General features: G+C 62.0%; 15 protein-coding genes. 7 read left to right on the forward strand and 8 right to left on the reverse strand.

Annotated features, from left to right (window positions below; translation table 11 throughout):
- Window positions 1–5: 5 nt before the first annotated feature.
- From MAB_RS24225 to MAB_RS24240, 4 genes are all read right to left on the reverse strand, one after another.
- Window positions 6–185, reverse strand: a complete 180-nt coding sequence (locus MAB_RS24225) for a hypothetical protein (RefSeq protein WP_005082723.1) — start codon at window positions 183–185, stop codon at window positions 6–8.
- Between the two features lie 108 nt (window positions 186–293).
- Entirely contained in the window at window positions 294–1,022 is a 729-nt protein-coding gene (locus tag MAB_RS24230; RefSeq protein WP_005095824.1) for a TetR/AcrR family transcriptional regulator, read from the reverse strand.
- A gap of 57 nt (window positions 1,023–1,079) precedes the next feature.
- Window positions 1,080–1,703, reverse strand: a complete 624-nt coding sequence (locus tag MAB_RS24235) for a maleylpyruvate isomerase family mycothiol-dependent enzyme (protein WP_005095827.1) — start codon at window positions 1,701–1,703, stop codon at window positions 1,080–1,082.
- A 23-nt stretch (window positions 1,704–1,726) separates the two neighbouring features.
- Window positions 1,727–2,572, reverse strand: a complete 846-nt coding sequence (locus MAB_RS24240; protein ID WP_005112658.1) for an alkylmercury lyase family protein — start codon at window positions 2,570–2,572, stop codon at window positions 1,727–1,729.
- A gap of 167 nt (window positions 2,573–2,739) precedes the next feature.
- Here MAB_RS24240 and MAB_RS24245 point away from each other — a divergent pair, with 167 nt between their 5' ends.
- Window positions 2,740–3,573, forward strand: a complete 834-nt coding sequence (locus MAB_RS24245; RefSeq protein WP_005089248.1) for an SDR family NAD(P)-dependent oxidoreductase — start codon at window positions 2,740–2,742, stop codon at window positions 3,571–3,573.
- Window positions 3,574–3,605: 32 nt separating this feature from the next.
- Here MAB_RS24245 and MAB_RS24250 read toward each other — a convergent pair whose 3' ends face one another.
- Window positions 3,606–3,968, reverse strand: coding sequence for a hypothetical protein (locus MAB_RS24250; protein ID WP_005082735.1), 363 nt, complete (start codon window positions 3,966–3,968; stop codon window positions 3,606–3,608).
- Window positions 3,969–4,122: 154 nt separating this feature from the next.
- Here MAB_RS24250 and MAB_RS24255 point away from each other — a divergent pair, with 154 nt between their 5' ends.
- Window positions 4,123–4,743: an FMN-binding negative transcriptional regulator gene (locus MAB_RS24255; RefSeq protein ID WP_005078997.1), complete on the forward strand. Its 621-nt coding sequence runs from the start codon at window positions 4,123–4,125 to the stop codon at window positions 4,741–4,743.
- 25 nt (window positions 4,744–4,768) lie between these two features.
- Here the strand turns inward: MAB_RS24255 and MAB_RS24260 are convergent, their stop codons facing one another.
- A complete protein-coding gene (locus MAB_RS24260; protein ID WP_005095832.1) occupies window positions 4,769–6,028 on the reverse strand; it encodes an MFS transporter in 1,260 nt (419 codons plus the stop codon).
- 178 nt (window positions 6,029–6,206) lie between these two features.
- On the opposite strand from MAB_RS24260, the gene MAB_RS24265 reads away from it, so the two are divergent.
- A complete protein-coding gene (locus tag MAB_RS24265) occupies window positions 6,207–7,142 on the forward strand; it encodes a helix-turn-helix transcriptional regulator (RefSeq protein ID WP_005095833.1) in 936 nt (311 codons plus the stop codon).
- Here the strand turns inward: MAB_RS24265 and MAB_RS24270 are convergent.
- On the reverse strand, window positions 7,128–8,024 hold the full coding sequence (locus MAB_RS24270; RefSeq protein ID WP_005079005.1) for a LysR family transcriptional regulator: 897 nt from the start codon (window positions 8,022–8,024) through the stop codon (window positions 7,128–7,130). The genes MAB_RS24265 and MAB_RS24270 overlap by 15 nt on opposite strands.
- Window positions 8,025–8,159: 135 nt before the next feature.
- On the opposite strand from MAB_RS24270, the gene MAB_RS24275 reads away from it, so the two are divergent.
- From MAB_RS24275 to MAB_RS24285, 3 genes are all read left to right on the forward strand, one after another.
- Window positions 8,160–9,086, forward strand: a complete 927-nt coding sequence (locus MAB_RS24275) for an alpha/beta hydrolase family protein (protein WP_005079007.1) — start codon at window positions 8,160–8,162, stop codon at window positions 9,084–9,086.
- Between the two features lie 88 nt (window positions 9,087–9,174).
- Complete coding sequence (locus tag MAB_RS24280; RefSeq protein ID WP_005095835.1) at window positions 9,175–10,053, forward strand: LLM class F420-dependent oxidoreductase; 879 nt, start codon at window positions 9,175–9,177, stop codon at window positions 10,051–10,053.
- A gap of 12 nt (window positions 10,054–10,065) precedes the next feature.
- Window positions 10,066–10,395 carry a hypothetical protein gene (locus MAB_RS24285; RefSeq protein ID WP_005082744.1) on the forward strand — a complete coding sequence of 110 codons (330 nt, stop codon included), beginning with the start codon at window positions 10,066–10,068 and terminating at the stop codon, window positions 10,393–10,395.
- Here MAB_RS24285 and MAB_RS24290 read toward each other — a convergent pair.
- Window positions 10,392–11,075 (reverse strand): class I SAM-dependent methyltransferase, encoded by a 684-nt coding sequence (locus MAB_RS24290; protein WP_005082746.1) that lies wholly within the window; start codon window positions 11,073–11,075, stop codon window positions 10,392–10,394. The genes MAB_RS24285 and MAB_RS24290 overlap by 4 nt on opposite strands.
- 203 nt (window positions 11,076–11,278) lie before the next feature.
- Between MAB_RS24290 and MAB_RS24295 the strand changes: the two genes are divergently transcribed.
- Window positions 11,279–12,751, forward strand: coding sequence for a serine hydrolase domain-containing protein (locus MAB_RS24295; RefSeq protein WP_005098598.1), 1,473 nt, complete (start codon window positions 11,279–11,281; stop codon window positions 12,749–12,751).
- Window positions 12,752–12,845 lie beyond the last annotated feature (94 nt).

The raw sequence follows: 12,845 nt of genomic DNA on the forward strand, positions 1-12,845 counted from the left end.
CGCGCCTACCTTCGGGCGGCCGACAGCCCTTCCGCGGCACGCACGGATAAGGCAACGCGTGGGCCTCCGCCGACCGGTTCGGCTTCCACATAGGGAAATGGCGAATAGCGGATGACCCGAATCGTGAAGGTGGCCCACGTGCCATCGGCTCCACGGCGCCGAAAGGTGCTACCGATTTCAATCATGGGTCTCTCCTCGTGGGGCCTGAAGTGGTATTCGTGACGCAATGAATACCCGGGCTCCGCGAAATCAAACCGCCGAGGGCCCCGCCCTGTTAGACCATGTCAGCCCGCTCAAACACCCGCAAAACCCATACCGCACAGGACGGTGTCGACGTGATCGTGGTAGAGCGCATCACTGTCCGCGACAAGATCACCGAGGCTGCCAAAGACCTCACCGGCAAGGTATCCGGTGATCGAGGCCCAGGCGAAGATCCCAATGCCAATAATCGCTGGATCGATCGGCGGGGCTGTGTCTTCGCCGAACATCGCGACAAGAAGGGGCCCCGGAGCCGAGGGCCGAAACCTCGTCCGCCGCGGGACGGCCTCGCCGGCGGCTACCGCCCTGAGATAAGCATCCATGAAGGAGGCAATGACTCTCATTGCGGCAGGACCGGTTTCAGCTGGCTGAGCAGCATAACCCGGTATGGGGGTTCCGCTGAGCAGTGCGAAATCGCCGGGATGAGCAAGAGCCCAGCGCCGGGCGGCGACGAAGGCCGCCCGCAGTCTGGCGGCCGAATCAGACTCGGGCGCCGCCTTTTGCCCGTCACTCATCGCTTGGGCAAGAGCGCCGTTGGCGTCAACGCATAGTGCCGTGATCAAGGCCGCCTGTGTCTCGAAGTAGCGGAACAGCGCGGCGGGCGCCATGCCCATCTCCCGAGCGATCCCGCGCAACGACAATGCTCCCGTTCCACCGTCTGCGAGCTGCCTGCGCGCGAGCGCCTTGATCTCGTCCGTTGTCTGCGCGCGCTGGCGAGCCCGCCGCGTCGCCGGCACATCCGCAGCATTCGTCCGGGTCGGCACATCAAGTCCTCGGTTGGAGACATCGGTTGAACAGCCAGTGTAGGAAGAGGGCCGACGCTAGTCGCCGTCGAGCCGGGTACGGAGTATCTCCACTCCCGGCCCGTCAAGCTGGGCCAGCGCGGCGGGGCGGCCGCCCACAGCCATCACAATCGCCTCACCTGGCCCGTGGACCTCGGGCCCGGTGCCGTCGGTCCACTGGATGTCAGTCGCAGTCCATCGCAACCCCTTGAGCCGTCGCTTGGGATTGATGAACGGGTCCGGGTTGTCCAACACCATCCGCAATGTGCCCTCGGGAACCGTCCGGAGACGGTTCAACGGGCGTCGGATATCTTGCTGATGAATAAGCAGGTCGGCAAGGACCAGCTTGGGCTGGATCCTGGCCGAATAGCTTCTCGCGATGGTGGCTTCGAAAGCGGCGAGCAACTCCTCGGTCGACCACCCTCGTGCCCGATCCAGGTAAAGCCGGTTCAGCCGGTCTGCCGAACCGCGCACTCGAATGACCTCGCTGCCGTAACGGAGCAACGGGGTTCCGTCGTACAGCACATGGGCCACCACATCTCGCACGCGCCAGCCGGCGCACAGCGACGGTGACTCCCACTCTTGGGGCGTCAGTTCGCGCAAGAGCGCGGCGAGATCGCGCTTCTCCTGCTGCACCATCGCGTATACCCGGGCCCGTGACATCGGTACCTCCTTGCTCTGATTGCTCACCGGAATCGCAGACGAATGAAGTTGCCCATCCCATTGCGTCGCCAATCCGAAAGCATCTTTGGCGTAGGAAGCCAGAATGGGTCCGGCACATGGAGCCCGAGCCGGGTGGTACGGGTAAGCCCCATCATCCGCATCTGTCGCGCCAATGTCAGCACTGGCAGCGTGGGCTGATAGTCGTAGCGGTGCCTTCCCTGCCCGATCGAACCGGTTATCAGGCAAGCCATTTGCTCCGGTGAACGTGTGATCCCCCCGATCTCGGGGTGTGCGGCTCTCCACTGGGTGACGGCGTCCTCCGACACAAAGAAGCTGTTGTAGTCGCACCAGCCGGCCACCCGATGAGGCATCTCGCGAACCGGATACGCAAGGTGTACTCGCAATGTGCGGGGTGTGTAGTCGACCAGAAAGCCGTCGCGCCCGACCAACCGCACAGGCGCTTTGGTCTGCCGACATACCGAGTCGACGATCACTTCTGAACCCGGAAACTGCCCCGATATGGCACACGCCTCGACAGCGCATTCGGCGTACCAGTTCTGCTGGCCCGCAACAGTTACCGCGTAGTGGTTTCTGAATGCCGCGAACGGCCGCGCATAGACCAGTTCGCCAAGCGGAGGCTGCGGCTCGATCAGTACCTCGTCCTGGAAGGTCGGCGCCCCCGCGTGCTCTTCGTCTTGGAGCGCCACGCAGATTGCGCCTTCCAGGTCACGCATGAGTCGTGCCATTTCAGCCTTCGACATTGCGAACTCGGCGAGCAGTTCCGCCATCGTAGGCGCGGTGCCACGGCTCATGATCTCGGTCATGATGCGCCGCCGGACCGACCGGGCACGCTCGCTGAGCTCCGCCATGCATACACCTCCGTAAGTGAACGATGATCACTGTTTGATCGCCGATCACGATAGCGGCATGTTCACCGTGTGACAACCCACTCGGGCCGGCTCTTCGGCAAATCGGTAATATGACCGTATGGTCATATCCATATCGAGGTGACCTGCCGTCACGTGAGAGGGTCCCCGTGTCCATTCGTCGTACCGTCCAAGAGTTTGTGCAGCGCCGCACGTTGCTTCCCGATCGGATCGACTCCCTGATCGCCGGCCCGGGCCGTGACGTCCGCGGGTTGACCGTCGTAGTCACCGGAGCGTCCGCCGGGATCGGCCGTGAGAGCGTCCTGCAACTGCGCGACCAGGGCGCGCGAGTGATCGGAGTGGCCCGCCGTGCCGATGAACTCAAGGCACTCGCGGCCGAGACCGGCTGCGAATGGCACACGTGCGATCTGTCCCACCAGGACCAGATCGCACGGTTGTTGGAGGAACTCACCGAGCAAGGGGTCGACGTACTGGTGAACAATGCCGGGCATTCCATCCGCCGCCGCATTGTCGATGCGTCCGATCGATTGCACGATTACCAGCGCACCATGGCGCTGAACTACTTCGCCGCAGTGCAGCTGAGTCTGGGTTTGTTGCCCGGAATGATCGAGCGGGGCCGCGGTCAATTTGTCAACGTATGCACATGGGCCCTGCACGCCAACACATTTCCGAGATTCTCCGCGTACGCGGCCTCGAAAAGCGCGCTAGCTATTTTCGGGCGCAGCCTCAACGCGGAGCGCCCGCATCCCGGAGTGCACGCGACCAACGTGCACTTCCCGCTGGTGCGTACCGAAATGATCACTCCCACAGAGGAATACAATGATGCTGCGGCACTATCCGCCCAGGAAGCCGGGCGTTGGATCATGCGCGCGGTGACCCATCAGCCCGTGGAGATCAGTCCCGCCGTGCTGCGCGCGGTGCTACCGACAATCGATCTACTGTCACCGACCGCGTCGGACAGCACCATCGCATCACTCACGTAGGCACCGGCCCCTCGCTGAAGCACCCCGCTCATCTATACCTCGTCGTTGTCCGACGAGAGCACCGACCCACTCTGATCGTGATCACAGGCAACACCCTGGTCTTCACATGCCATGCCGGTGCCACTGCTAGGCGCCTTTGGCGCAATGTTCGTCTTGTCCGAATCATAGGGCCCGCTGATATCAGAATCCGGGTTGTTTGGTCCGGAGTCATTGCTCGCCAGCATGATCCGCATCGACACCGTCGGATGGTCCGGGATTGTCGCCGCCGCGGCATGATGCGAATCCGCCATGGGGGCCACCGCACTGCCTGCGGCCAGACCTATTCCCCCAGCGGTGACGACCGCGGGGGCGATCAGCACGGCCGCCAACCAAACGCGCCTCGACTGAAAACGCATGGCGCACTCCTTTCACAGATACCGCGCTGTCGCGGTGCCAGTAAAAGTCTTCGTGAACTACCGGCCGCAAACATCGCCGCCAGCAGGTGATCTGCTTTACCTGCTAGCAGGTAAAGGGTCGAGGAATTCGGCATGCCTACGCAACAATGGGCCCATGTACGTGCCCAAGAACTTCGCGATGCAGGCCAAGGAGATCACCGCCGTTCTCGGCGACGCCGGCCTGGCCCATCTCGTCACTCATGATGACGCCGGGTATCTCGTGACACCGGTTCCACTGCTCTATCGACCCACAAGCAACACACTCGTCGGGCATGTCTCTCGCGCCAACCCGCATTGGCATCGAACCGGTCCGTCCATCGCCATTTTTGCCGGCCCTCAGGGCTACATTTCACCCAGCCTGTATGCCACCAAGGCCGAAACCGGCAAGGTGGTGCCGACCTGGAACTATGAAGTCCTCAACGTTCACGGGCACCTCACCGCACACGACAACCCCGAATGGGTACGCGCACTGGTCACCGAACTCACCGATCGGCATGAGCACCACCGGGATTCGCCATGGGGGATCGACGATGCTCCCGAGGAATTCACGTCTGCACAGATTCGCGCCATTGTTGGGATCGAACTAAGCATCGAATCGGTCGAAGGCAAGGCAAAGATGTCGCAGAATCAGCCCGAACGTAACCGCACTGGCGTCATCGAAGGATTGCGCCGATCCGGGGACCCGGCCCAGCAGCAGGTCGCAGAGCAGGTGGCGGCCCAGAACTACACACGCTAACCGCGGTGGGCAGTGCCCGACCTGCTCAGCGGACAGCTTTGATCGGCAGTACCGCCAAACCACCGAGGACGGAAAGCACCATCGACGCGATATAGAGGATGCTGAAATCGCCCTGTGCGCTGTGCATTCCGAATAGCGCGGTGGCCAATAGCGGCACCAGCAATTGTGGCAGCAGGTACGCCATCGCGACCACGCCGAGGTCTTTACCCGACGACTCCGTCTCCGGCAGCACCTCGGTCATCAGTGCCAGATCCACCGCGGCATAGGCGCCCTGGCCTGCCCCGATAACCGCCGCACCGAGCAGAAGCGCATGAAAATCCTTGAACAACAGCAAGATGACCAATCCCAGTGCCGTGATGACGCACGAGGTCCACACAATGCCCTTACGCCGTCCGGTGCGGTCGGACCACCAGGCGGACACCGCAGCCGTGAGGGTGTTGGTAACCAAAAATGCGCCGATAATCACGCCGTACTTGGCAGCCGCCTCATGCTCGGACAAGCCCAGCGTGCCCGCCACGATGTACAGCATGTATACCGTCACCAACAGCACCGACATGGTGACGAGTAGGCGGCAGACCCACGCCCACGCAAAATCTTGATGCTTCCTTGGACTTATCCAGTAGCTGGACAGAATCCGCTGCCAGCTCCGGGGGTCGCCTTGCATGCGAACCGTATCGCGCAGAATGACCGCGGCAAGGCCATTGCATATCAGTGCTATCACCGCCGGCAGGCCGAACCACCATCGAGGATCGTTGGGCAGCACATTGATAAACACGCTGCCGACCACTGGCGCCAGGCTGGTCGAGATGCCAAACACCGCCGCGACACGTGCCCTGATCGCGATGGAGATTTGGTCGGCCAGTAGTGCGTTGAACACTACAAGTGTTGCCGCAAAACCAATCTGGGTGATACACCAACCGGCGACGACGCCTCCTACCGAGGGAGCAGTCGCCAGGGCCGTCAAGCCCAACGCCCCTACCAGCGTGCCACCCACCAGGTATGGGCGACGGATCCCGAATCGAGACGTCGAGGTGTCACTGAGATGCCCCAGCGGGGGCGTGACCGCGATGATCGCAATGCCACCCAGCGCCATAGTCAACGACAACGCCTGTGTCTTGTGCGCAGGGTCAAGCTCGGCGAGCCGCAGTGGGATGCTCACTCCACCTGCGGCCAACAGCGCGACCGCGGAGGCAAAGTAGGCCAGCAGAAAAACCGGTAAGAAGGCGCGCGGTTGCGCGGTCCGGATGTCCGCCTGGGGGCGTATATCGGGGGTTTCCGTGGCCATACGGTCCTCTCGAATGTTCTTCGACCAACCACTGTAAGCGGAGGCGCGCAAACCCCGCTGAGGACGCGATCGGCACCAGTGGCCGGTAGGCGCTCCACGTACGCATAACGAGCCCTCAAGCGATTACCCGCATATGCTCCGGGCAGGCAAGCCAGCCATTGGTGTGAGGAGGAGCACAATGCGATTCACCAGTGATCTCGCGCGCCCCCCTTACCGGCGGCCGACCGCCACGGCCACCATGAGAACCAACACCCGCCAATTGACGGTTTGGGACGGCACCCGGCCGCGCACCCCTCGCACGTGGCAATCACGCGTCAGTCTTGCCGCCAGTGGCGCCGAATACGTGTTCGCCACCGAGCAGATCGCGACTCCCACCGACTGGTTCTTCCACGAGGGACGCCACGTCGTCGTCGTGCACCGCCGCGGCCGGCTGCGCACCATGGAGCTTGAGTTCGAGGGTGGGCCCTCGGGCCGGGCCGACCCACAGGTAGGCGACATTTGGCTCATCCCCGCCGATCGGCGCTATTCCGCACTCGCGCACGGCAGCACCGTCGAATACTGTCAAATGACGTTGCCGCCCAGATTCCTCGAGAAAGCCGACCTTGAACCCAGTATTCGGCAACGGGATCCGCTCACATATCGCGTCATCGAGCAGATCAGCACCGTGGCCGGACGTGAGGATGCCTTTGCGCGGCTAGCCGCCGAATGGTTGACCGAGACCTTATTGCGGCACCTCACCAAGAGATTCGTGACTGGCAGCGACAGCACGCCCGGTTTGTATCGCGACTTCGGGGCGGTTGATCGCGCCGCACTGATCGAGTACTTGGACGAATGCCCCGATTCGATGATTGGACTATCCCCGCTCGCGGCGCACGTCGGGATGACAACACGAGAGTTCACCAAGGCCTTTGCCGCCGCTTTCCACACCACACCACACCAGCTCCTCCTCGACAGGAAAATCACAAAGGCCAAGCGGCTTCTCGTCGAGTCCACGGCCTCTATCGCGGAAATCAGCGTCCAACTCGGATTCTTCAACCCCGATCATCTGTGGGCGGCATTCGCGCAGCGGGTGGGTACCACCCCGAGTGGCTACCGGCAGTCAACCGCTGGTTAGGGCATCGCGAATCGCGGACTGGGTGTGCGGCAACCAGATTGCCTGGATGGGGGCCTGCGGCGGGTCCACGATGTCGATGACGACAACCTGGCCCGCCAAACACGGCCCGGTCGGCGCGGTAACAAATGCGACGCCATCGTTGTCCAATACCGCCGTAACCGGCGGTGTGCCCTGGACATGATTGATGACGAAGGCGGGTTCAAAACCCGCTGAGCGGCAGGTACTCAAAATAAAGTCCGTGTAGTGCGAGACTCCCGGTGGCGCCCAGACGATGATCCGTTCATTTCGCAGGTCCCGCAGGGCGACCGAATCGCGTTCAGCCAGAAGATGTTCCCGGGGAACGGCAACTCGCAGCGCGTGGTACCCGATCACGCGTGAGGCCAGGTTCTTGGGCGTCGCTATTCCGCGGCGCAACGCGATGTCTGCCGAACCGCCGATCACCGCGGGTTCGAGCGCGTTGGGAAAGACCTGCAACGCCGTCACGGAGACGTTCGGCAGTGCCGACCGAACCGGTACAAGCAGCTGGTGCACCTCCTCGGCGGTGATCGCCGGGGTGTGCGCGACCACGAACGGGCGCGGCTGCTCGGCCGCCGTGTTCTGTACCTGGCGCACCAAGGTCTGTGCGGCCGCAAGCAGCACCACGGAGCCATCCCGCAGGACTTCACCGGCAGGCGTCAACGCAATGTGACGACCGCTGCGGTCAAACAGCTTGGCGCCGACCTGCTTCTCCAGGTTGGTCACCGATTGGCTGATGGCCTGCTGGGTGAGGCGGAGCTGCTGCGCAGCCCGCGTGAAACCGGAGTGTTCGGCCACAGATAGGAATTGCTGGAGGCGCCGCAGATCGACGGGATCATCCCAAATTCCGGCTGAGTGCTCGGGCATAGGTAGCAACTATATGCCCAAGTAGAAGTTGTGGATCTTGAACATTTTTTTGTTTCTCAGTTGTGGCACAGCGACCTAGCGTGATGAGGTCAGGGATTTACTGACATTCCAGTCGAAAAAGTGAAAGGGGCATGCATGCCTGAGAAGATCGATGAGGTCGATCAGCTCATCAAGCAGCTCGCCGAGACGTTCGGGCGTCCGATCCGGTCGCCGATCCTGCACTGGCCGGACGAGTACGGCCTGGAGTACGAGTCGGTGTCCTTCCCCTCTGAGGACGGCGTTCCGCTGGATGCCTGGTTCATTCCATGTAAGGGCTCCAACAAGATCGCGATCGCCAACCACCCAATCTGGCATAACCGATACGGCCTGCCCGCACATCTGGAACCGTGGAAGCAGATCGGTGCCGCCGGCGGCAACGATTTCGAAGTCAACTTCATGGCCGACTACAAGAACCTGCATGACGCCGGCTACAACGTGCTCACCTACGACATGCGCAACTTCGGGCACAGCGGCATCGGCAATGGTGGCGTCGGCAGCAACGGAATCTTCGAGTCGCGCGATGTGATCGGCTCGATCCAGTACGTGCGCTCACGGCCGGACACCAAGGACATGACCCTGGTGTTGTTCAGCCGCTGCTGCGGTATGAATGCCACGTTCATCGCCCACGACCGCCGTCCCGAAGTGTTCCGGGACATCCGCGCCATCGTGTCACCCCAGCCGGTATCGCTGCGGCCGTTCTACGAACGGATCACCGAAATCCTCGGAATCACTGAACGTTTGGATGATATCGAGCGAGAGATTCAGCTGATCACCAGCTTCAAGTTCGATGATATGTCGCCGATTCCGTATGCCAAGAGCATGGACATCCCCACCTTCCTGGTCCAGGTGCGCAACGATGCGCTGACCAAGGAAAGCGACGTCCAAACGATCTTCGACAGCATTCCTACCAACGACAAGAAGCTGTTCTGGATCGAGAACTCAACCAGGCGCTGGGACGGGTACAACTACTTCCCACACAACCCGGAACAACTGATCGACTGGTTCGACACGCACACCTCGTGAGCCGGCGTGGGGACCACTCGCGGCCTCGCGCCGGGTGGTCCCCACGTCATCCATGCTCCACCATCCTCATCGGAGGCACTGCACGGCAATGCGTTTCGATATCAAGACTGCAAATCACAACACCACGTGGCAAGAGATCCTGAGTGTGTGGAAGGAGGCCGACGACATCGAGGTCTTCCACACCGGATGGCTCTTCGATCACTTCTATCCCATAGCCTCACCGTCGCAACGAGATCACAACAGCGCGGGCCCCTGCCTTGAAGGCTGGATGTTGCTTTCCGCACTCGCACAGGAGACCTCGCGCCTACGACTCGGAACCCTCGTCACCGGTATCCACTACCGACATCCCGCCATCCTGGCCAATATGGCGGCCACGGCCGACATCGTCTCCGGTGGCCGCCTCGAGCTCGGACTCGGGGCGGGGTGGAACGAAGAAGAATCCCAGGCGTACGGCATCGAGCTGGGTACGTTGGCAGAGCGATTCGACCGTTTCGAGGAAGCCTGCCACATCATCACCGGCCTGCTGTCGCAACCTCGGACCAGTTTTTCCGGACAGTACTACAGCGTCACCGACGCCTACTGCGAACCTAAATGCCTGCAACAGCCGTACCCACCCATCCTCATCGGGGGCAAGGGCGAGAAGCGGACTCTGCCTCTTGTCGCCCGATACGCCCAACACTGGAATTTTCCCGACGGCACTCCCACCGAGTTCGCGCGTAAACGCGAGATACTGCACGCATACTGCGCAGCCATCAACCGTGCCCCCTCGGCGATCCTGACGTCGGCGCATGTTTGGCTCACCTCCGATACGCCCGAAGGTATTTCGCGCCTAGTCGAGGAGCTCGCCGCCTTTCAGACAGCCGGTCTCGACGCGGCGGTCATCTATCTGCCCGTGCCGCTGGATCCTCGCGTGCTGAACCCGCTGGCGAATGCACTGAACGGTCTCACCGCACCTCCGAAACGTTAGGACACCTCTCACATGCCTTCGCCCACAGACGACTTCACCCGGCTAACGGATCCAGCAGTCGAGCGCGCTCTCCGAGCCTGGCAGCGGGCCGACAGTACAAGCTGGCTGGATGCCTTTGTCGATCAACCAGGCTTGACCGACGACGGCGCACTGCGTGACTTCGGCGCATTCAGCGCGGAGATCGGCAACGAGTACTTCACCAGCATCGAGAAGGTCAGCCCCGACGGCCACACTGTGACCGGCCAGTTCCACAGCGAGACCTGGGGAAATTTCCGAACCTTCTTTCGGTTCGTCCCCGACGAGAGCGGGAAATTCAGGCAGCTCGATATCGGCCAGGCCTAGCTTCGGTGTGCCGAAACCAACCAGGCCGGCAGCTGCGCGCGTCCATCAGAACCGATCGTCACATTGCGGTATTCGAAGCCTTCGGGCAGCTGACCGGGAACATTCACCCACGCTCGCGCGCGCCGCACCTCATCGACCACCAGATGCCGCCCAACGATGTCGCGCAGCTGCTGTTCGGTGAACGGCCTGGGGCCGAACTCGGCATTGGGCGGAAAAGCCTCGGTGGCAAAGACAAGCGCGAAGAACCTGCCACCCGGCTTAAGCGACCGCGCCAGGGACCGGACATAGTCTCCCCTGATTTGCGCGGGCAAACAATGGAATACCAGGCCATCAATCACGGTGTTGAAATGGTCGTTATATCCAATATCCGAAGTCAAGTCGGCGGTGTCAAAGACAACATCCAACGCAAGCGGCTCGGCAGCCTTTTTCGCTTTTTCTATCGCGCCGCTCGATAAGTCGAGTCCCACCACCTGGTAGCCGTGACCGGCCAACGCCAGCGACGTCGATCCGATCCCGCACCCGGCATCCAGGATGGGACTTTCGAACCGCCCCTGTCGATGTAGGGCGGCGAGTTCGGGTTGCATCTCGCCGATGTTCCAACCGGGATCTCCTGGCGCATAGACCGCTTCGCCACGATACAACTCATCCCAGTCCACAGAATTCACGTCAAATGTTGGCATATTTCCGATGCTAAGCCGGTAATAGAGACTCGGCAATCAAGCAGTTTTTATCAGCGCGATTGTTTCTCGCTCCGACTTTTACCTTCTTATGCTGGATAACAACTTCACGAATATTGTGAATATCCTGAAATTCGATAACAAATTGAATACATGCGGGCTGCCGCCACTGCGATGAGTGGCACCGCCGTTGTACTACCGTCGGTGTGGTGAAGGTGCCCGGATCGCACGCCACCCGGGTGTGCGCCGTCGCCACGGTTCTGCTTGCTCTCGCGGGCATCCCTTCGTGCGGACGCCCGGCACAGCCGATCACCGCGCCAAGCATTGTTCCCACCGGCCCCTTCGCGCCCATCACCACGCTGGTGAACGATGCCGTCGCGGCACCGCGACTGCCCGGCGCGGTAGTTGAGATAGGGCACGCCGGCAAGATCGTCTTCCGCCAGGCTTTCGGATGGCGCAAGCTTCCCGACGAGCCGGGCCTGAACGGATCACCGGCACCCGCCGAGCCGATGACCGACGACACAATCTTCGACATCGCATCGCTGACCAAACCCCTGGCCACGAGCGTGGCCGTACTGCAACTGTACGAAGGGGGCCGGGTTCACATCGACGAACCCGTGCAGGCATATCTGCCCGACTTCAACCCCACCAACGATCCGCGGCGCGACCAGGTAACCCTTCGGATGCTGCTCACCCACACCTCCGGTATCGGCGGCGACCTGAGTCACCAGGGCCCGTGGGGACTGAAACAGGCGGATAAGGCGGATGGCATCCATCGAGCACTCACCACACCGTTGGCATTCGATCCTGGCACCACGTTCCACTACTCCGATATCAACTTCATCATTCTGGGCGCGCTGGTCGAGAAGGTCACCGGCCAAACTCTAGATATTTATGTGCAGGACAATATCTTTGCACCGTTGGGCATGAACGAAACCCGCTATCTTCCCGCCGCCAAAGCCTGCGGGCCGCACCACATAGTCGGTACCGCAATCACTTTGGAGGAAGGCCCGCGCGCCGCACCGGACTGCGCGACAGGCGCCTGGAGCACCGCCCTGCTGACCCGCATCGCGCCGACCGCACATGACGAGGACACCCCGGGCATCAATCCCCACTACGGCCGCCTCATTCGTGGAACCGTGCACGACCCGACCGCGCGCCGGATGGGCGGTGTGGCGGGTAGCGCCGGCGTGTTCTCGACGGCTGGCGACGTCGGCCGGTACTGCCAGGCATTGCTTGATCGGCTGGCGGGACGCCCGAGCACCTTCCCGCTGAAACGAGCCACGCTGGAATTGATGACCAGTCCGGCGCAGCCCGGCCATAACGACGGACAACTCAAGGCTGCCAATGACGCCGCTCGACTGGCCATCGAAAAGACGTCCAACTCAACCGATCCCCTACTCGCACCGGGCTATCCGGCCATCGCGGGACAGAACCTGCGCGGCTTGGGCTGGGACATCGACACCGAGTTGTCCAAACCGCGCGGAATGCTCTTCCCCATCGGCAGCTTCGGCCACTCGGGCTTCACCGGCGTGACCTTGTGGCTGGACCCGGGGTCTGACACGTACGTGGTCGTCCTAGCGAACGTCATCCATCAACGCGGCGGTCCGCCCATAGTGCGGCTGAGCGGTCACATTGCCACCGTCGCTGCGCGCATGTTGGACCTCTACCGCAACTAGCCGGCCTGACAGCTGAAAATGACTGGGCCTGTTCAGATCACGAGATCCGTCGCATTGATACAAGAGCGTTATCTAAGTGCCGCTGAGGCTACAG

Source organism: Mycobacteroides abscessus ATCC 19977 (assembly GCF_000069185.1).
GTDB classification, from domain to species: Bacteria; Actinomycetota; Actinomycetes; order Mycobacteriales; family Mycobacteriaceae; genus Mycobacterium; species Mycobacterium abscessus.

What these genes read in the sequence shown, in the direction of transcription:
- MAB_RS24225 (WP_005082723.1), bottom strand. Translation starts at nt 185, where the DNA reads ATGATTGAAATCGGTAGCACCTTTCGGCGCCGTGGAGCCGATGGCACG.
- MAB_RS24270 (WP_005079005.1), bottom strand. Translation starts at nt 8,024, where the DNA reads ATGCCCGAGCACTCAGCCGGAATTTGGGATGATCCCGTCGATCTGCGG.
- MAB_RS24280 (WP_005095835.1), top strand. Translation starts at nt 9,175, where the DNA reads ATGCGTTTCGATATCAAGACTGCAAATCACAACACCACGTGGCAAGAG.
- MAB_RS24255 (WP_005078997.1), top strand. Translation starts at nt 4,123, where the DNA reads ATGTACGTGCCCAAGAACTTCGCGATGCAGGCCAAGGAGATCACCGCC.
- MAB_RS24290 (WP_005082746.1), bottom strand. Translation starts at nt 11,075, where the DNA reads ATGCCAACATTTGACGTGAATTCTGTGGACTGGGATGAGTTGTATCGT.
- MAB_RS24265 (WP_005095833.1), top strand. Translation starts at nt 6,207, where the DNA reads ATGCGATTCACCAGTGATCTCGCGCGCCCCCCTTACCGGCGGCCGACC.
- MAB_RS24275 (WP_005079007.1), top strand. Translation starts at nt 8,160, where the DNA reads ATGCCTGAGAAGATCGATGAGGTCGATCAGCTCATCAAGCAGCTCGCC.
- MAB_RS24260 (WP_005095832.1), bottom strand. Translation starts at nt 6,028, where the DNA reads ATGGCCACGGAAACCCCCGATATACGCCCCCAGGCGGACATCCGGACC.
- MAB_RS24250 (WP_005082735.1), bottom strand. Translation starts at nt 3,968, where the DNA reads ATGCGTTTTCAGTCGAGGCGCGTTTGGTTGGCGGCCGTGCTGATCGCC.
- MAB_RS24285 (WP_005082744.1), top strand. Translation starts at nt 10,066, where the DNA reads ATGCCTTCGCCCACAGACGACTTCACCCGGCTAACGGATCCAGCAGTC.
- MAB_RS24235 (WP_005095827.1), bottom strand. Translation starts at nt 1,703, where the DNA reads ATGTCACGGGCCCGGGTATACGCGATGGTGCAGCAGGAGAAGCGCGAT.
- MAB_RS24240 (WP_005112658.1), bottom strand. Translation starts at nt 2,572, where the DNA reads ATGGCGGAGCTCAGCGAGCGTGCCCGGTCGGTCCGGCGGCGCATCATG.